Genomic DNA, 18,893 nt, shown 5'->3' with positions numbered 1-18,893 from the left:
CACGCGATGCCGCGCGACTCTCACTGGCATGGATTCCACGTCTTTGATGTGTCGCGTGCCGCCGGTATGGACCTCGTGACTTCATCAGCCTTTTAAGGCCCACAGAGCGTGTCAGTTTTTCCAGGTCCGGTGGTCCAGCCCGAGAGAACAAGTTCACGTCAATTGAGGGTTTTGAGGTAGGATATGACGTCCTTCCGATCTTGTAGATCCGGGATGCGAGTAACCATCGTAGTGCCGGGAACGAGCTTCTTCGGCTCGCTCAAATACTCTTCAAGGGTTTCCTCTGTCCAAATGATTTCCGATTCAATCAACGCTTTAGAGAAGCGCGCGTTTCCGACAGTTGCGGCCGTGCGCCCAACAACGCCGGCCAGCGTTGGACCGATCTTACGGGTTCCATCAGTTGAGTGACAGGCACTGCAGCGGGCAAAGAGCTTCTCCCCTCGAGCCACATCCCCTTCGGCTTGAGCAACCGCGGGACACAGCACTAACGTAAAGAGCAGCACTATTGACGGGCGTAGCATATTCATCGACATGATCATTCCTCACTCGTTTTGCTTAAGCTTCCAGGCGCCGTGCGACTCCGTATGGTTTCGCTTCGTGCCAGACATTGTTTCCACAGAGATACTGGCTGTGGAAATTAGGCGTAGCGCCGCCATCGCGCCGCGATTTGAAGGGCGCCGTACTCCGTTTCCCAAGAAGAGCTTCTGGCCAGTCTTGCGCCTGCCAAACATATCCTGGAGCTTCCGGTGAAAACCTGATCACCTGTAACGCTCCAAGCCGCCATAGCGGCAGAAGCTGATGCGTGTAAACCGGGCTTACCCCAGTTCGGCCTGGTAAATCTCCTTCAAAATCGAAACGAACGTGCGCGTGAGGCGCGTGTGCTGACCTATGCGGATGGTTCCGATCGGCCGGTGCTCCTGCTTGATCGGAAAGGCGATCCTGACAAGTTTCCCGTTCGCCAGCTTCGGATCGACATGATGCGTTTGAAATGCCGAGAGAAACTGGGAATTCTGCGTGATCGCGCGCCGCAAGGGGATCATGTCGACCTCGATGGCAACGTCGGGGCCTGGCGTCCCGGATTCTTCGAATACTGAGGTGATTAGACGAGTGATCGACACATCCGGCGGCCCCAGAACCCATCTGGAGCCGGCGATATCCTTGATCGACGGCGACGGATTATTCACCAGAGGATGGGAGGAGCTTGCGAAAACGGCCACCTCCTCTTCGGCAAGGACATCCTGCACCAACCCGTCCGCCTCCGGCCCCTTGAGAATGTAGTAGAGCACGATGTCGAGGTTATCCTGCTGCAATCCCGCCAGCATCTCCGCTGCGGAGCCAAACCGAAGCTCGATGCGGAATTCGGGATGCTTTTCCACCAGGCGCACCACGCTTTTGCAGAAGGGAAGCAGCGGGTGAACCATGACCACGCCCACCCTGAGAAGTTGGGCGGACGTATCCTGATGCAATTTGATGGCGGTTTCGGTCTTGCCGACCTGTTTCTTTATGTCGGTGGCATGCGTGAAGACCAATTCTCCGAATGCGGTCAGTTCGACGCCCTTCGGAGTTCTGGTGACAAGCGCGCCTCCAAGCCGCGCTTCCAACTGCTGGAGCGTTCGGGTCAGGGACGACTGCGATACGTTGAGCCCATGGGCGGCGCGGTTGATGCTCCCCAGTTCCACGATGGAATGGAACGTCATCAGGCCGTTCAGAGTTACCCAATGCATGTCGCCGTTTCCCCAGGCCAAACGATCTGGCTCATCCTGCTCTTCTCAGCAGCCATTCCCGTATCGCCTCCTCATCCGCCCGAACCGGCCGGTGCCCCGCCTCCACCATCTCCAGGCTGACATCGGCACCGGCAAGCGCCAGGTGGGCCGCGAGTTTGAGGCTTTCGTCCGGCCGCACCGTTTCGTCCAGGGAGCCCGCAACGATAAGGACAGCCGCGCCATCGATCCTTGCCGAAGGACATCCTCGAAGGGAATAGCTGGCCGAAGCGGGATCGCCGCATCGAAGGGCGCATTTCCACGGTAGAGACAAGCCATCAGGATATTCGCTCCGTTCGACAGGCCAAGAACGAGCGGCGGCTGCACGGCGTGCTTAGAAATAAATCTACGCATGAAATCGTTGAGACGGCTGCTCTGTCACGCACATCCTCTTCGTCGAACAATCCGGGGCCGACCCGCTTGAAGAAGCGGCGCTTGCCATCGTCCCCGACCTGCCCTCTGATGCCCGCAACGGTCATATCCGGAGCGACCGTCCGGGCAAGCGGAACGAGTTCGCTCTCGCCTCCCTCGGTCTTGTGAAGGAGGAGCAGCGGCCGGCCTCCCAAGGCCTGAGCGCAGAAGGTCCGGTATTCGAATCCTTCCAGTTCCAGAAGGGCGGACATGGTTATTCCGGCATCTTGAGGGGGCGGCTTGCTAGAAAATCCTCAAGGTTGCGAAGTTTAGCGGCCGCCCCCTTGCCCTGGATTTCTACGCCCTCGAACTTCGAGGCCTCGTAAAGCCAGCTTTTCGGCGCCGGGAATTCCCATGAATGCCTGTTGCCGCGATGCCAGCGCATCGGCACATCCTCCGCATCGCCCATCTGGATCGGCGGCGTCAGGATTTCCACACGATGATCGTCGGGATCGCGGAAATAGACATAAAGCGCATGTCCCTCTCCATGCCGCGCCGGTCCACGCTCGAGATTGCCCGAAAAGCCCAGCGCGCCGGCCGTATCCAGGGCGCGAAACAGGAAGGTCGAATCCGCGACGACGTAGGCGAAGTGGTGAAGAACCGGCCCCGGCCGCGTCAGAAAGACGATATCGTGCGGATTGTTCTTACGATACATGAATATGCCGAGAGGCTCCTCATCTTCTTCCAGGTCGACGAAATAGTCGGAAATGCGAAAGCCAAGCGCGGTGTAGAACGCGCTTGCCTTTGCCACGTCGGGCGCCAGAAGCTGCACATGATCGTAGCGTAGCGCAGCGGCCCCTTTCTGCAGTTGGAACTGGTCGTGCAGACGTTGCTGGACAGGCATGGTGGCGCAGAATTCGAGCGGCGATCCGACGCTGTCGCTGACATGGAGCGTACGGCCCTGATGCGGCAGGTCGACAAATTCGGGCCGATGTCCGAGATGCGAAAAATTGCCGAAGGCGCGGTCGAGATCAGCATCGCTTTCGACCCGGAAACCCAGGCGGCGACAGCTTGGCTCGCCCTTCGTCTGGACCAACGTCAGGCTGTGATGCGCGCTTTCCTCCACGCCTCGGAGATGAGCGACGCCATCACCCGTCGCCGAAACCACGAGCCCGATGACCTCGGTGTAAAAAGCTAGGCTCACCTCCAGGTCTGCGACTGTCAGCGAGATATGGCTTGCTCTTCGGATGGAAAAAGCAGGGGTCGGATTTGTGATCGGCACACTCATTGACAGGCGCTCCTTTTGCCGCGCTTTGCCTATATCGATTTTTGTTCCATTGCAACAGTTTTACCCATAAACGTATCTTTATCGATATTTTGTTGACAGCGCATGACTTGGATGAATATAGCTTCTTCATAATCTGAAAACGGAGTATCGGCCGTGGCAGGCATTGCAAAATCTCCCGACGAGAAGAGTGCGCCACTTTCGCAAACGACCGTTGTGTTTGAGCAAATTCGCAGCGACATTCTGCATGGCGCACTGGAACCCGGTTCGAAGTTGAAGATCGAACTGCTTCTCGAGCGATACGGCACGGGCGCGACGCCGGTGCGCGAAGCCTTGTCGATTCTTTCGACCACCGGCCTCGTCGAGCGCGTGGAAAATCGCGGCTTCCGGGTCGCGGTCGTCAGCCCCGAGCATTATGCGGAAATATTGTGGACCCGTTGTTTCGTCGAGGAGCGCGCGGTCCGCGAGGCGGTGCTCCACGGCGACGTGGCGTGGGAGGAAAAGATCGTCCTCGCCCAGTTTCACCTGCAACGGGAGGCGGCGCGGTTGGATAAAAAGGATGACGGTTCACTACGTCAGTGGGAAGCCGCCCATTTCGAATTTCATGCGGCGCTGATTTCGGCCTGCCCGTCGAAGCCGCTGCTGCGCTTTTGCGAGCAGCTTTACAACGAGAGCAACCGGTATCGCTATATCGCGCGGTTGGCGCGCGGGCCGAGAACCGGGGCAGTGGAGGAGCACAAGCGGGTTGCCGACGCCGCGCTGGATCGCAATGGTGATCTGGCGGGAAGCCTTCTCGTGGAACACTACCGCCGCACTGGCGAGCTTCTGAAAGCAAAACTGACAGGCTTCGATCCGAAGGCGGGCATGAGGCCGGCGCTTAAAGTCACCGAACAGGGATAGGATGGAAGAAAAATGAGAATCTGCCGTTTTGACGACAACCGTATCGGGGTTGTGGACGGAGACGAAATCGCCGATGTTTCGGCGGTTCTGGAGCAGTTGCCGACGGTTAGGTGGCCCTATCCACGCGGCGATGCGTTGATTGCGAACTTGCCGATCCTCATACCGGAAATGAAGAAGCTGCTGCCGTCCGCCGAGCGCGTGAAAGTGGCCGACGTCAAGCTGCGCAGTCCAGTCGCGCAGCCCGGGAAAATCATCGCGGCGCCGGTCAACTACAAGCTTCATCTTGAAGAGTCCCGAGCCGATCAAGGCATCCATTTCGGCACCCAAGTCAAGACCATACAGGAATGCGGCGTCTTCCTGAAGGCGACAAGCTCGATGATCGGGCCGGCGGATGCCGTGGTCTCCGACCGCACGGATCGCCGTACGGACCATGAGATCGAACTTTGTTTCGTCATCGGCAAGACGGCGCGCCACGTCAGCGAGGCGGATGCGCTGGATTATATCGCCGGCTTCATGATCGGTCTCGACATGACCATTCGCGGGCCGGAAGAGCGGAGCTACCGCAAGTCGCGCGACACATTCTCCGTCTTCGGCCCCTGGCTCGTTACATCGGACGAATTCGGCGACCCCTCTGCTGTGGACTTCGAATTGAAGGTGAGCGGCCAAACGCGCCAGAAGGCGAACACGCGCGATCTCATTTTCGATTGCCGTAAGCTTATCGCTTACGCTTCGGAGGCCTACACCTTGGAGCCGGGCGACATCTTCATGACCGGTACGCCGGAAGGTGTCGCGCCGATCGAGCCCGGCGACATCATGAATTGCCGCATTGACGGCATCGGCGAAATGAACGTCGCGGTGCGCGCCGCCTGATTTTGGAGCAAGTCCAACCGGAGTGAAACGAGGACCGACAAGACTATGGCTTGCAAACAAGTCGTCAGGGCGCCGACCCGATTGAACCAGGTCGGCGCCCTAATCCTAATGTTCAACGCCTGCCTGTCGCTGATTGTTCAACCGCGGCAGGAAAGCGCCCAGTGACGGGCCTGTAGCCACTACCGCCGGCCTCTTCCGCCGCCACCGTCACGCCGGTTGGCGTTCTTCGAATGCGCTCACGCCAGTTCCTGTCCCGCATAACGGTATCGCAAAGGAGCATAAAGCAATCGGCGGGCCGGCTGCTATGGTCGGTTCAGTCGGAGGATTTTCATGAAGAAGACGGCGTCAATAACTTCTATATCGCAACCCAGGACGCGCGATTTAAAGATCGCGATGCAGTCGATCGCGAAGTCCGCAGGCGAGAGGGCCGCGCAGACAGACCAGGACCGGGTGGTTTCGGCCGAGGTCGTTTCCGCTATGCGGGACGCCGGCCTTTTCAGGGCGCTTCAGCCTGCCCATTGGGGTGGCGCCGAAATAGACAACGCGGAATGGCTCGACCTGATCGTCGAACTGGCCCGGGAATGTGGATCATCTGCGTGGGTATACAGCGTCCTGTCCGCTCACGCGACGGCGATCGCCTGTTTCCCCGTCGAAGCGCAGACGGAAATCTGGACCGAAAATCCGTGGGCTGTCGCTTCCTCGGCAGTGGCGCCAACGGCGATCGCCCGGCGGGTCGACGGCGGCTTCGCTATCAGCGGTAAATGGAGTTTTTCCAGCGGCTGCGACTATGCCCAATGGGCTCTCGCCGGCGCGCGCGTCGAGAATGGCGAAGGCGAGGCGCCGGGGATGATTTTCACGTTGATCCCGTTCAAGGACATCCGGATCGAGGACGATTGGCACGTTGTGGGACTCCGCGGCACGGGCAGCAAATCCATTCATGTCGCCGACGTTTTCGTGCCCGAATACCGGACCCTGCCTTTCCGTCAGCTGATGGACGGCAACGCGATTGGAGCGCTGGATTATGAGACGCCGTATTATCGTTCACCGCGGCATGCCTGGGCTCCGTCAGGGCTGGCAGCGGTTGGCGTCGGAATCGCGCTCGGCTTCGTCGGGAAATTCACCGCCTATGCGCGGGACCGCAAGATTCTCAATGGCGCGACCATGGGCGATCTGGACACGATTCAGCTGAAGATTTCGGAATCGGCGGCAGAGGCGGAGGCCGCACTTCGAATCCTCAAGGCAAACACCGCGGAGGCGATGGCCGAGGTCGCCGCGACTGGGACGCTGACCATCGGGACCCGCGCCCGTTGCCGCCGTGACCAGGCCTTTGCGACGCGGCTCTGCATGGTCGCGGTTGACCGGCTCTATACCGCAGCCGGCGCTTACGCCATCTACGAAGGCAACAGCATGCAGCAAGCATTTCGCGACATGCACGCGGTGGCCGGGCAGGTCGTGTTGAATTTCGACGCGGCGGGCAAATCATTCAGCAGGGTTATGATGGGCCGGGTGCCCGACGACATGCTGCTCTAGGAGGAAGCGATGGACCATAGCGCCGGACAACAGGACCTTACAGAATGCAGCCGGGACGATTTCCGGATGGCCATGCGTAAGCTCATCGGAGGCGTCGCGCTTATCTGCACCAACAGCGGCAACCGTCCGTATGGAATGACGGCGACGGCCGTGTGTTCCGTTTCCGCGGACCCGCCTACGCTGCTGGTCTGTCTCAATAGAAAGGGGAGCACCTGTTCCGCGGTGAGCGAGAGCGGCGCATTTTCGGTAAATCTGCTAGGTCCGGAAAATGTCGAACTTGCCAGCACATTCGCGAGCGCACCGGCTGATCTTCAGGATCGCTTTTCGGTGGGCGAATGGACCATGCTGAAAACCGGTGCTCCGATCCTACAGAACAGCTCCGCCAGCTTCGATTGCGAGGTCGTCGAGGAATTGGACAGCGGCTCTCACCGCATCTTTATCGGCCAGGTGCGTGCCGTTTCTCGATCGCAGGACGACAAGGCGCTGGGATATTTTGCCGGTGGCTTCGTCATCCCCGCGCAGCTCTTGCAGGCCCCCGCCTGACTTTTCGGCCCCGCCTAGGACGGGCTTCGCACCGTCTGCAGGCCGCTGAAAGGCGGCAAACAGGGTGGATTTGAATAATGGCCGGCTTTTGGCGCCGGCGAGGCGGCAGTGGGAAGTTTCATGAATGAGGAGGAGCGCCGACCGACTTTGCCGGTTCAGCGCAATGGGAGGTAATTCGTGCAGATAACGGCCGCGATTTCGCGAGAAAATGAATCTGCCCCGCAGCTTGAAACGGTGGAGCTCGGCGAACATTTGGTCGACGAGGTGAAGGTGAAGGTGGTCGCGACGGGCATCTGTCATTCAGATCTGATGTTTCACGGTCCCTTCGGCGCTCGTTTCGCCACCAAGCCAATGGTGCTCGGCCACGAGGGCGCCGGCATTGTCGAAGCCGTCGGCCCCGGCGTGCATGGGCTGAAGGTCGGAGATCACGTCCTTCTCAGTGGGAATTCCTGCGGCCACTGCGCAAGCTGTCACACGGGCCGCACGGTCTATTGCGATCATATGGTCGAGCTCTGCTGGTGCGGCTGCCGCGCCGATGGCTCGTCTCCGATTAGCCAAGGCGGGACACCCGTGTCGGGGGTGTTTTTCGGGCAGTCTTCGTTTGCGACACATGTCGTCGCCTCCGAACGGACGGCTGTCAAGGTGCCGAAGGACGTACCACTGCATCTGTGCGGCCCGCTGGGCTGCGGCATGGCCACCGGCGCAGGTTCGGTGTTGGAGGCGCTTGCCGTTCGGCCCGGCCAATCCATCGCGATTTTCGGCACCGGCGCCGTGGGTCTTTCGGCGGTGATGGCCGCGAAGATCGCCGGAGCGTCGAGGATCGCCGCGGTCGATGTCAACAAGGAACGGCTCGAACTGGCGCGGGAAGTCGGCGCGACCGACATCGTGCTCTCGGACGGCCGCGCCGGTGATGCCCTAAAACGGCTTGAGCCGCACGGCTTCCATTTCAGTTTCATTACAGCCTCGCCACCGGCGGTATTCGATGCGGCGACGGCATGCCTTGCCGTCGAGGGTACGGCCGCCTTCGTAATTTTTCCAAGTGCGCCCTGGGTCCCGAACATGCAGGAATTGATGACGGGCGGGCGCAAGCTCCAGGGCATCATCGGTGGCTTCAGCAATCCTAAGGTCGGAATCCCGCTGCTCATAGACTACTGGCGCAAGGGGCTGTTTCCGTTTGAAAAGCTGCTCACCGAATTCCGCTTCGATCAGATCGCCGACGCTTTCGAGCAATATCGCACTGGTAAGGTCATCAAGCCGATCCTGAACATGTGAGGACAGCGATCGTTCAATGCTTCCAGCGGGGACATGGCGCCTGGAATGGTTCGATCCAGCGTCCCACGTTTCAAGACCATACGCATGAACTTTTATAGCCGGCTAGACGTCTTCCCGAATCCATGAATCGGGAGCCGTTTTCGTCCATGCGGGGAGGCATGCGGACGACACACAAGGGCGAGGAAGTCATCGGGGCAGAGCAAACTATCCGATCAATTTGTGCTGGAGCATCGCAAGAGCGATCCAGCGCGGCTTGAGCCGTAACTTCTCCGTCGCGGAAACTTCGGAGAAGGAAGGCCACCACACAGACGAAATAGAGAATGAACGCCACTTTGGGGGGAATACATGATGAAGTTGAGAGTTCTTGCTAGCATTCTGGCCATTTCTTGTTCTTTCGCGGCGAATACCGTCGCAACGTCTGCCTATGCAGCGGAGAGTGGCGCGCTGCCGTATCAACCGGGTTCGAGCGGCGATTTCATCGGCGTGCTTCCGTATATACCCGGGCTCTTCATGCAAGAGAACCTATCGTATTCGAACAGCTATGCCCTGGTTGGCGACGACGGAAAAAAAATTCCAGGCAGCGATCTGGACCTGAATGTCACCACCAGTACGTCGCGCTTTCTGTTTTCCTGGGGATCTATCGGCGATCTCCATCTTTACAGTCAGATTATTGTCCCCGTTGTGCATGGCGACACGACCGTGAAATTTGGGGGCTTTACTGCGGCAGACGGGAGTAAAACGGGATTCGGCAATATCTTCTTCGGGCCAATCATTGGGAAATACGACTTTGATGAATATAACTCGATAACATTCGGATATGATTACGCCAGTGAGCTGGGAAATTATAGCGCCACGGACGCTTTCAGCCCCGCGGTGGGTTACGCGTCCCACCAACCGACTTTCGGTTTCACCCACGCCGGGAAAGATGGATTCTATTTCGCGGCCCTCGCTCGTGGGGTCTTCAACGAAACAAATGACACCACGCACTACAGGACCGGAAATGCGATCAACGTGGACTTTCGTTCGGGATGGCAGTCCGGCAACTGGAGGGCTGGTGTCGTCGGCGGCTTCTACGACCAGTTCCAGTCGGATAGCGGCGACGGTGCAGTGAATGGCAAGACGCGTTTGTTGTCCATCGGTCCGTCCATCTCCTACGATTTCGGCGGGCCTATCTTGAACTTCAACTTCAGAACAACCCCCATTGCCCGGAATACCACCAAATCGAATTCCTTTTGGGTCAGCCTGGCGGTCCCGCTATGGATGCCGAAACCGCCGAGCGAAGCGGATAGGTAACGTCGCCTTGTACGCACCAAGCGGCGGAAAAGTGTCGGAGTAACCATCAGGTGGCGTGCCAAAAAGCGATTTAAGGCCGGACAGCGGAAGCTGCAACGCACGGTTCGCAATGTTCAGCGGCAGTTCCATGATTGCGGCGACGAAGGATGGTGTTGGAAATCAGACCGTGATGTGAGGAAATAGCAGTGTCGCGCTGGTGGTTTGACCCATCACGCCCTCGCCCGCTGTCGGGCGGGGGGATCAGAATTCCAGCTGAATCTTGGTGTCTTTGTGCCGGGCGATGCTCAGGGCACCGATAAAGCCTCGACATGACGCAGGCCAATGGAGGTCGCATAGGATGTTGTAGTCATCCCCGGCCGTGTCACTGAAAAACTTGAGGCGACTCTACCGGCCAACCAGGCCTCGCATGGAAAATGCAACGAGTTCCTCGATCATTCCTGTCGGATCATCGGTCTTGCAGAGTCCGCCCGACAGACGCCACAGGCGGTTTGCGCCCAGCGCATCGGAGGTCAGTTGCAGAAGTCCGCCCAAGACCATGTAGTAGCGCCAGCACACCTGCTCATATGGCATATCCGGCATGGCGCGCGCGATGGCGTCGATGAAGCGCCTTGCGACTGCGTCGCTTTGTTCGGAAAGCTTGTTGTCCAGAAACGGTCGTTCGACCGAATAGGCCTGAAACATCAGACGGGGAAGATAGGTTACGATGCCCTTCTTACCGATGGAGTTGGTGATCGCCGGCTCGATCATCGCCCGCAGAACCAGCTCCACATCCAAGGGGCCGTCTCCGGTCTGCTCTTCCACCCGATCGAGAAGCTCCATGCGCTTTTCCTGAAGCGGACCCAACAGCATCTCGAAAATCTCGTGGATGAGCTGTTCCTTGGAGCCGAAATGATAGGTGACAGCGCCGAGATTGACGCCTGCCGCACCGGTGATGTCGCGTATGGAAACCGCATCGAGGCCACGTTCCGCAAAAAGACGAATGGAGACGTCCAATATTTCTTGCTTGGCATTGGGTTTCTGGATCTTTCGGCGATTCATAATGCGCTCGGTCCTTTTTGACAAAAAAGGTCTACCTTCGCTGAATCCGGTTGACAAGAAACTATACCAGCATATACACAAATCATACAAACGTATGAATGTCGTTTGTGCACGGCGGAAAACTGCCGGCTCCTTCGGGCGGGAAGGCAGCCGATACAAGTCCAAGCTGAACGTTGGCGCAGCGGGAGTGCGCCTTGGAGGAGAAAATCATAATGCCGAATTTTCATCATGCCGGACCCAGGGCCGTGCCAGCATCAATGGGGTCGCTCGACTGTCGTAGCGGGCATGCCTTCATGATCGTCACCGTGGATCTCGAGCCGTTCACGGCTTCCGCTAAGCCGTCGACGAGCTGAATGTTTGTGCCGGGACGCGCCCGCGTCAACGGTCGGCGATGACGGGCGATTTCCGCTAGAATCTCGAAAAGGCCTCCGCAAAACAGACGGAGTTTCGCGTTGGCCGCTGCCGGCTGTCTGCGCAGCCGACGCGGCTCGAATTGCAGCCGAGCGCCACATCCGGCGCTCACAAGACAAATCATCCCTGGAGGAGTGAAATTATGGACACAAAGGTCTCAACACCGAGAAGCTACGATTCACAATACGATCTTGATGTCGGCGATCTGGTCGAGAAGGAGCGCATTCACCGGCGCGTTTTCGCCGATCAGGATGTGTTCGAGCAGGAAATGGACCAGATCTTCGGCAAGTCCTGGATCTATGTCGGACATGAAAGCCAAGTTCCCAACCCCGGCGACTATTTCTCGACCCAGGTCGGACGTCAGCCGGTGGTCATGACGCGCCACAAGAACGGCGAGATCTATGTCCTCGAAAACCGCTGCCCGCACAAGGGCGCGCTCGTCTGTCCCGACCGAAACGGCACCGCGAAGCACTTCATGTGCATGTATCACGGCTGGCGCTTCGACGGCGACGGCTCGCTCATTTCCGTTCCGGTGCAATCCGGCTACGACGGAACCGAATTCAATGTGAAGGATCCGAAGAACGGGATGCGCCAGTTGCCGCGCGTGCATAATCACCACGGGTTCGTCTTCGCATCGCTTTCCCCGGAAGGTCTGGATTTCAAGACATGGGCCGGCGAAGGGCTGCGTGGTCTCGACAACCTCATCGACCGCTCGCCGAGCGGCGAATTGGAGGTCATCGGCAATTGCTACCGCACCGTCCAGAACAGCAACTGGAAGATCTTCCTCGACAACATGAGCGACGGTATGCACACCTCGTTCGTGCATCACCAGATGGCGCGGGCCGCCCAGCGCACGCTAGAGAAGTTCAAGGGCCGCGCCCGTCCGGGCGGCCTCGACGTGGCGGCGATGCTTGCCGGCGAGCCGGACCAGATGGCGAAGATCGATCTCGTCGCCCATCCGCACGGACATTTCGATATGGCGGCATTCGCGCCCGAACTGACGGGCGAAGACGGGGAACACTACAAGGCCGCCCTGATCGCCCGGCACGGCGCCGACAAGGCGGCCGCGGTGCTGAAGCAGAATTTCCATAATGTGATGATGTTCCCGACGTTGGTGATGCAGCAGTCGCTTCAGCAGATGCGCGTCCTGCGTCCGATTTCCGTCGATAAGACGGCACTGGAGATTTGGGTGTTCCGCTTCAAGGGCGCTCCGGACAGCTTCACGCGTCGCGCGATCACCGGCGGCAACCTCGCCAACTCCCCGTCGAATGTCGTCGCGGCGGACGATTTCGAAGCCTATTTCCGCGTTCATCAGGGTCTCAAGGGGCCACAGTCGGAATGGATCAGTCTGCATCGCGAGGCCAATCGCGACGTCCAGGTCGGAGAGGGCAGCTTCAAGGGCGCCACCGGCAATTCCGAGGTCTGCATGCGCAACATGTACAAGGCATGGCGCGAATATATGACCGCCGAAAAGACCCGTCGCGAAATTTGAGGAAGAATTTATGTTGAATAGACCCAAAGACGTAACCGTTACCCGGGCCGAGGTGGAAGATTTCATCTTCCAGCAGGCCGAGTTCATCGACGCTCGTGACTATGAATCTTGGCTGAGCCTCTTCACCGACGACGGGACTTACTGGATCCCCGCGACGCCGCACGACTCCGACCCCGAGATGCAGCTGTCATTCATGTATGACGACCTGCCGACGATGGTTGCCCGCTGCGAGCGTCTGCTGGCATTCGGAACCGCAGGGCAGCAGCCGATCACGCGCAGCAGCCATGTCGTCGGAAATGTGCGCTTGGGCGAGCCCGATAGCAATGGCGACATTGTCGTACACTCCCGCTTTCATGTCACCCAATTCCGTCGCGATGTGCTGAAGACATATGTAGGTGGCTTCACACATCACCTTGTCACTACGGACGAGGGCTTCAAAATCCGCAGACAGCGCGTGGACCTCATCGATTGCGACGGACTCCACGACACGATCCTTCAAATCTATCTCTAAAAGAAAGCCGCCCGGAGCATGCCGGGCGGCCATACATGCAAGCCGACATGCAGCAGGCAGCGCCTTGAGGGGGATGGCCTCAAGGAACCAACGATGCAGACTCGCGTGAGTTGGATAACGCCCCTTTGGTAATGCAGGCATGGCATTCGTAAACGTCGAGGTCGCTACTACGGGTCCGATATTAAAGAGACGGAAGAGCCGTGGCGGCGTCAGATGCGCAGGTGGAAAAAAGGGAGAGGACTGTGGCAGGAGCAAGCGATGTGGACGGCCCGTTGGACATGGCCAAACCGGGTGGACTGATGATCCTTGTATGGATCCTCTGCGGCCTAGTGTTTTTTTTGGACGGTTACGATCTGACCGTCATTACATTTATTGCCCCCGAACTGGTAAAGGAATTCGGGTTCGATAAATCCGCGCTTGGGCCCGTTTTTGTCTCGAGCCTGGTCGGCTTTGCGCTTGCCGGACCCTTACTCGGTTTGGTCGGCGATCGTTACGGTCGCAAGCTGACGATCGTCGGAAGCTGCCTCGCTTTTGGTCTCGGGACCCTCGCGATGTTGTGGGCGACGACGATATCGCAAATGATCCTCTGTCGCTTCGTGATCGGTGTCGGTCTGGGCGGCGCGATGCCAACGGCGGCTGCAATGGTCGCGGAATTCGCCCCGAAGAAGTCGCGCAACAGGATATTGGCGCTTGCTGCCAGCTGCGTTCCGCTTGGCGCGATGGCTCCCGGCGTGATGACAGCTGTCTTGGTGCCGACCTACGGCTGGCACATTCTGGCCATCATTGGAGGCGTAGGTCCTATCATCCTGGCAGCTGTGCTATTGCTGACGATGCCGGAATCGGTCAAATACTTGGCAAACAACCCGAAAAAACACGGCGAACTGAAGTCGCTGCTCAAGCGGCTCGATGCAAGCCCCGACTGGGTTCCGCGCCTTGAAAATCAGCTAACGGAAAAAAGTGATGGCCGCTCTGTCGGACGTCTGTTCGACGGCGGAAAGGGTCCTATGACCCTGATGCTTTGGCTGGCCTTCTTTGCCACCGGGATGGCGCTTTTCCTGATCATCAGCTGGCTTCCGCTCGTGCTGCAAAGCCTCAACTACAGCATTCAGGAAGCCGGTAAGTTTTCGGCGATATTTGCTGGCGCCGGTATTCTTGGCGGCATCGTAATCGCCCTGCTGGTTTCGCGTGTCGGGGTCTTGCTGCTGCCGATACTGTTTGTCATCGCAATCCCCTTCCTGCTTGCGTTCTCTTGGTATGATCTTCCACAAGCGGGAATTGTCCTGTGCGTCCTGATACCAGGGATGTCCGTGGGTGCGCTGCAGGTCGGTTGTTCGACCATCGCCGGGCTTTTTTATCCGACTAGGGTTCGGGCGGCCGGCATTGGGTGGGGTCTCGGTGCGGGGCGCCTCGGCTCAATCGTCGGCCCGATGATCGGCAGTGCCATACTAACACTTGAACTGCCTGCGAAGGACATGATCGCTTTCGCGGCAATTCCCATGGCCATCGGAACAATCGGTTCCATTTTTCTTGTCGTGTTGTGCAAGCAGCGCTTTGGTAGCCTGCACGTCAATGAATCGTCCGATCCCCCGGCGACGATTGTGCCGACGGCGGAGTTGACTGCCGTCAAATGACCGACAGCACTCGCCATGTTTGCGGGTGCTGCCAGCCCTTTGTATCTAATCGGAAACAGCGCACGGCAAGGAGATTGGGTGTGGATACCGCAACGATAACAACGGAAGACGCAGGAGTGGTCGTCCGCAAAGGAATCCCCTATGCGCGACATGGTAATGTAGAGTTGCGGGGCGACCTATACCTGCCCGCCGGCGACGGACCGTTTCCGGTCGTGGTTGCGGCCCCTGGCGGCGGGTGGCGTCTTTGCGATCCAAGAGCAGCCAAGGTCTGGGGACCGTTTCTTGCCATGAACGGTATCGCATTGTTCGGCTTTAACTATCGTGTCGCAGACAAGACGAAGATGTTTCCGGAGGCAGTCTGTGATGTGGTCAGTGCTATACAGTTTGTCCGCGGCGCTGCTGACGAACTTGGAATCGACCCTGCCCGAATAGCAATGCTCGGTTCGTCCGCAGGTGCCCATGTGGGAGCGTTGGCGACGCTTGGTGGGGATTCTCCGCATTTCCGGAATGCGCAGCCGGCCAATGACTTCTCGAGCGCTGATGCAAGCGTCAAGGCCTTTGCCGGCATTTACGGCGTCTATGATCTGTTTGCGCTGTGGCAGCAGGAAATTGCCGATATCACCGACCCGAAGGAACGGCGCTCCGAGTGCCTGATCGGTGCGCCGCCTTTCGCGAACCGGCAGAGCTACTTCGATGCATCCCCGATAAGTTATGTCCGATATGCGGTGAACACGATCCCGATGTTCATCGCATATGGAACTGCGGATGAAACGGTGAACCCGCAGTTTCAGACAATACCTTTCATCGGGGCGCTCAAGCAGGCCGGCTTCATGGTCCGGGATTTCCCTGTGATCGGCGCCGGCCATTTCTGGTTCGGCGAAGAATCGATCGACGACCCGCGCGGCTACACGGGTTACATCGCTCCGCGGCTTTTGCGTTTCTTCAAGCAGTTCCTTTGAGTGGCGAATTGCAGCACCGGAATGCCGGCCGGGCGGTTGAAACGGCCGCTTGGCGCTCCGGTGGAAGATGGAGCGACGCTGCGAGACGAGGACCATCGATAATCGCGAAGGACAGCATCTGCGTCGTGGTGAGAGGAGAATGCTATGCAAATCACAGTCAATGGAACCAAGCATGATGTGGACGCGGAACCGGATATGCCCCTGCTTTGGGCGCTGCGTGATCTCCTGAACATCAAGGGCCCGAAATTCGGCTGCGGGGTCGGTGCCTGCGGTGCGTGCACCGTCCTGATCGATGGTGAGCCGGTAAGATCGTGCTCTCATCCCGTATCTGCCGTCGAAGGGAGCGTAACCACCATCGAAGGACTGGCGCCGGGCGATAGGCTGCACGCCGTGCAGCATGCATGGATCGATCACAACGTGCCCCAATGCGGCTATTGCCAGTCAGGCCAGATCATGGCCGCCGTCGCCTTGCTGAACACGAACAGCAACCCCAGCGAGGCGGACATTGACGATGCCATGACGAACCTGTGTCGCTGTGGAACCTATCCCAAGATCAAGGCTGCGATCCTCGCCGCGGCCAAGCATGTGAAGGCTTGAACATGGGCCGCGTTGCAAAGATCGCCCGTCGAACCTTCCTCGGGCTTGGCGTCGCCGCCGCGGGCGGGCTGGCCGTCGGCTACTACATGTACAAGCGCCCCTACAGCAATCCGCTTGAAGAAGACCTTCCAGCGGAAGAGGCTGCGTTCACGCCCTATATCAGGATCGGCAAGGAAAGCGGCATCACCATCATCGCGCCGCGCGCCGAGATGGGCCAGGGCATCCATACGACACTGGCGGCGCTAGTGGCCGAGGAACTCGATGTCGGCATGGATCAGATCAAGGTCGAACATGGATTGCCGGGGAAAGCCTATTATAATCAGGCGATGTTCAATCAGGTCGCTGCCTTTCCGTGGTTTGACGACGGGCTGAAGGCGACGGCGACGCGCGAGATGATGCGCGTCATGTCGAAATTCATCGCCATGCAGGCAACCGGCGGCTCAAGCTCAACCATCGACGGCTACGAGAAGATGCGCCGGGCCGGCGCGGCAGCCCGCGAAGTGCTGAAGGCTGCGGCGGCCAAGCGTTGGAATGTCGACGTCTCGAAGCTGGAAACCGAGGCTGGAAAAGTCATTCATCCGGATGGCAGGACACTCGAATATACCGAACTGGCAACCGATGCCGCAAAGCTGGAAATTCCTTCAAGCGTTGAACTGCGATCTTCATTGGATTGGAAAATCCTGGGTAAGCCGCAACGCCGGGTCGATATACGCAAAATGGTGACCGGCGCGCCGATCTTCGGTATCGACGTTCAACTGCCCGATATGATCTACGGCACTGTACGTATGTCGCCGCGCATGGGCGCGAAGACCGTCAAATTCGACGATGCACCTGCCCTGGCCATTAAGGGCGTGAGGAAGGTCGTTCAGATCGACACCGCCGTCGGCTCGGGTTTCGGCATCATCGCCGACAACACCTGGGCGGCGTTTCAGGGGGCAAAGGCTCTGGAGGTCGAGTGGGGTGAGGCTCCCTATCCTGCCGATGACGCCGGGATCGAAACCCTCTACAGGGATGCGCTGGCGCGCGCGCCAGACTGGATCCGAGACGAGGCCGGCGACGTGGATAAGGCATTCGCGGATGCCGAGCCCGCAACCGTTGTCGAAGCGGAATACGAAGTGCCCTTCCTGGCGCATGCCACCATGGAGCCGATGAGCGCAACCGCACAATTCCGGGATGGAAAACTCACCATATGGACGGGCACGCAGATGCCCGGCGTCGACGCACAGGTCGCCGCCAAGTTTCTCGGCATCGAGACGGAGGATGTCACTGTTCATGTTACCCGTCTGGGCGGCAGCTTCGGCCGACGTGCCGGAGACCCCGCGCTTTATGCGGCAGCTCTTGCGCCCGCAGCGGAAGGCCGGCCGGTGAAAGTCACCTGGAGCAGGGAAGAGGACATGCAACACGGCTTTTACCGCCCGCGCGCGCTCGCGAAACTCAGGGCGATCGTGCAGCCGGGCAAATCGCCGGAAACCATCGATGTCAACATTGCCGCACCATCGGTCATGGCAGGGCTTTTCGGGCGTTTCGCACCCGAAACACCTCTTCCCGCCGAGGACGAACAGACGCTGGAGGGAATGGCCGGGCAGCCCAATGTGTGGGCGAACAGTCGTTTTGCCGCACACAATATGAAGACGGCCATCCAGGTCGGGCTCTTGCGCTCGGTCGGCGGATCGTACAACGGCTTCTTCCACGAAGGCTTTATGGACGAACTTGCCGAAAAGGCGGGGCTCGACCCGATCGATATGCGCATTTCCATGATGAGCGCCGCGGAACACAGACCCGCAAGACTGGTCATGGAAAAGCTGCGCGACGTATCCAATTGGGGGCGCGCACTGCCGCCAGGTCATGGAAAGGGTGTCGGTTTCACGCTTTCATATGGGAGCTGGGTCGGCGAGGTCGTTGAAGTTGCTGTGACAGGTGGCGATATCCGCATCGTTAAGGTCTGGTGTGTTGCAGACCCGGGCCATGTCTTGGATCCCGCCATCTATTCCGATCAGATGATGTCAGGCATCATCTTCGGACTTTCGACCGCCATGGGTCAGGCAATCACGTTCGAGGACGGGCGCGTCCAGCAGGAAAATTTCTACGACTTCGACGCCATTCGCATGGCCCAATGCCCGGAAATTGAAGTCCATCTCCTGGAAAACTCTCCTCGGATCGGCGGAGCGGGAGAATGTGGCGTCCCGCCGTCGATTCCGGCACTGGCAAACGCAATTCATGCGGTGACGGGAAAGCGGCTGCGCAAGACGCCGTTCAACCTTGCCGTGAGCTTCGCGTGATGAACGCCTGCTGGCAGGCCGCTAGAGGTCTTCAAGCGGCCATCGGTTCTCCAGGACTGTCGGCGGTGCCCGACGGTCGCCGGTCGGCGGTAAGCTGGCGATGCCTTTTTTAAAAGGTGGTCCGGCTGTTGATTATGGGATGGCCCGCCCTTTCGAGGCATCGAATATGAT

At 58.9% G+C, this 18,893-nt stretch carries 18 protein-coding genes; 12 read left to right on the top strand and 6 right to left on the bottom strand.

What is annotated here, in order from left to right; genetic code table 11:
* Positions 1–158: 158 nt before the first annotated feature.
* The 5 genes from BN1800_RS25890 to BN1800_RS43495 form a co-directional block, all read right to left on the bottom strand.
* A complete protein-coding gene (locus BN1800_RS25890; RefSeq protein ID WP_244564639.1) occupies positions 159–533 on the bottom strand; it encodes a c-type cytochrome in 375 nt (124 codons plus the stop codon).
* A 282-nt stretch (positions 534–815) separates the two neighbouring features.
* Positions 816–1,724 carry a LysR family transcriptional regulator gene (locus BN1800_RS25880; protein ID WP_087001738.1) on the bottom strand — a complete coding sequence of 303 codons (909 nt, stop codon included), beginning with the start codon at positions 1,722–1,724 and terminating at the stop codon, positions 816–818.
* A 31-nt stretch (positions 1,725–1,755) separates the two neighbouring features.
* A complete protein-coding gene (locus BN1800_RS41570) occupies positions 1,756–1,902 on the bottom strand; it encodes a hypothetical protein (RefSeq protein WP_179213892.1) in 147 nt (48 codons plus the stop codon).
* A 483-nt stretch (positions 1,903–2,385) separates the two neighbouring features.
* Entirely contained in the window at positions 2,386–3,399 is a 1,014-nt protein-coding gene (locus tag BN1800_RS25865; RefSeq protein WP_051336649.1) for a VOC family protein, read from the bottom strand.
* Positions 3,400–3,428: 29 nt separating this feature from the next.
* Positions 3,429–3,563 (bottom strand): hypothetical protein, encoded by a 135-nt coding sequence (locus BN1800_RS43495; protein WP_260308626.1) that lies wholly within the window; start codon positions 3,561–3,563, stop codon positions 3,429–3,431.
* Here BN1800_RS43495 and BN1800_RS25860 point away from each other — a divergent pair.
* The 6 genes from BN1800_RS25860 (at position 3,553) to BN1800_RS25835 (ending at position 9,804) form a co-directional block, all read left to right on the top strand.
* The gene (locus tag BN1800_RS25860; protein ID WP_087001735.1) at positions 3,553–4,296 is read left to right on the top strand and encodes a GntR family transcriptional regulator; all 744 of its coding nucleotides are present in this window, start codon (positions 3,553–3,555) and stop codon (positions 4,294–4,296) included. The genes BN1800_RS43495 and BN1800_RS25860 overlap by 11 nt on opposite strands.
* 12 nt (positions 4,297–4,308) lie before the next feature.
* The gene (locus tag BN1800_RS25855) at positions 4,309–5,166 is read left to right on the top strand and encodes a fumarylacetoacetate hydrolase family protein (RefSeq protein WP_027511232.1); all 858 of its coding nucleotides are present in this window, start codon (positions 4,309–4,311) and stop codon (positions 5,164–5,166) included.
* Between the two features lie 393 nt (positions 5,167–5,559).
* Positions 5,560–6,696, top strand: coding sequence for an acyl-CoA dehydrogenase family protein (locus tag BN1800_RS25850; protein ID WP_179213891.1), 1,137 nt, complete (start codon positions 5,560–5,562; stop codon positions 6,694–6,696).
* 9 nt (positions 6,697–6,705) lie between these two features.
* The gene (locus BN1800_RS25845) at positions 6,706–7,239 is read left to right on the top strand and encodes a flavin reductase family protein (RefSeq protein WP_087001733.1); all 534 of its coding nucleotides are present in this window, start codon (positions 6,706–6,708) and stop codon (positions 7,237–7,239) included.
* A gap of 177 nt (positions 7,240–7,416) precedes the next feature.
* Positions 7,417–8,511, top strand: coding sequence for an NAD(P)-dependent alcohol dehydrogenase (locus BN1800_RS25840; RefSeq protein ID WP_087001732.1), 1,095 nt, complete (start codon positions 7,417–7,419; stop codon positions 8,509–8,511).
* Positions 8,512–8,856: 345 nt separating this feature from the next.
* Positions 8,857–9,804: a SphA family protein gene (locus BN1800_RS25835; RefSeq protein ID WP_087001731.1), complete on the top strand. Its 948-nt coding sequence runs from the start codon at positions 8,857–8,859 to the stop codon at positions 9,802–9,804.
* A gap of 384 nt (positions 9,805–10,188) precedes the next feature.
* On the opposite strand, the gene BN1800_RS25830 is transcribed toward BN1800_RS25835, so the two are convergent.
* Complete coding sequence (locus BN1800_RS25830) at positions 10,189–10,842, bottom strand: TetR/AcrR family transcriptional regulator (RefSeq protein WP_027511236.1); 654 nt, start codon at positions 10,840–10,842, stop codon at positions 10,189–10,191.
* 553 nt (positions 10,843–11,395) lie between these two features.
* On the opposite strand from BN1800_RS25830, the gene BN1800_RS25820 reads away from it, so the two are divergent.
* The 6 genes from BN1800_RS25820 (at position 11,396) to BN1800_RS25795 (ending at position 18,722) form a co-directional block, all read left to right on the top strand.
* The gene (locus BN1800_RS25820) at positions 11,396–12,745 is read left to right on the top strand and encodes an aromatic ring-hydroxylating oxygenase subunit alpha (RefSeq protein ID WP_087001729.1); all 1,350 of its coding nucleotides are present in this window, start codon (positions 11,396–11,398) and stop codon (positions 12,743–12,745) included.
* 10 nt (positions 12,746–12,755) lie between these two features.
* Complete coding sequence (locus BN1800_RS25815; RefSeq protein WP_087001728.1) at positions 12,756–13,256, top strand: aromatic-ring-hydroxylating dioxygenase subunit beta; 501 nt, start codon at positions 12,756–12,758, stop codon at positions 13,254–13,256.
* A 242-nt stretch (positions 13,257–13,498) separates the two neighbouring features.
* Positions 13,499–14,887 carry an MFS transporter gene (locus tag BN1800_RS25810; protein ID WP_143534088.1) on the top strand — a complete coding sequence of 463 codons (1,389 nt, stop codon included), beginning with the start codon at positions 13,499–13,501 and terminating at the stop codon, positions 14,885–14,887.
* Positions 14,888–14,967: 80 nt separating this feature from the next.
* A complete protein-coding gene (locus tag BN1800_RS25805; RefSeq protein ID WP_179213890.1) occupies positions 14,968–15,846 on the top strand; it encodes an alpha/beta hydrolase in 879 nt (292 codons plus the stop codon).
* Between the two features lie 144 nt (positions 15,847–15,990).
* Positions 15,991–16,443 carry a (2Fe-2S)-binding protein gene (locus BN1800_RS25800; RefSeq protein WP_087001725.1) on the top strand — a complete coding sequence of 151 codons (453 nt, stop codon included), beginning with the start codon at positions 15,991–15,993 and terminating at the stop codon, positions 16,441–16,443.
* 2 nt (positions 16,444–16,445) lie between these two features.
* Entirely contained in the window at positions 16,446–18,722 is a 2,277-nt protein-coding gene (locus BN1800_RS25795) for a xanthine dehydrogenase family protein molybdopterin-binding subunit (protein WP_087001724.1), read from the top strand.
* Positions 18,723–18,893 lie beyond the last annotated feature (171 nt).

It is taken from the genome of Rhizobium sullae (genome assembly GCF_900169785.1).
Lineage (GTDB): Bacteria > Pseudomonadota > Alphaproteobacteria > Rhizobiales > Rhizobiaceae > Rhizobium > Rhizobium sullae.
This window is presented reverse-complemented; position numbering and strand designations above follow the sequence as displayed.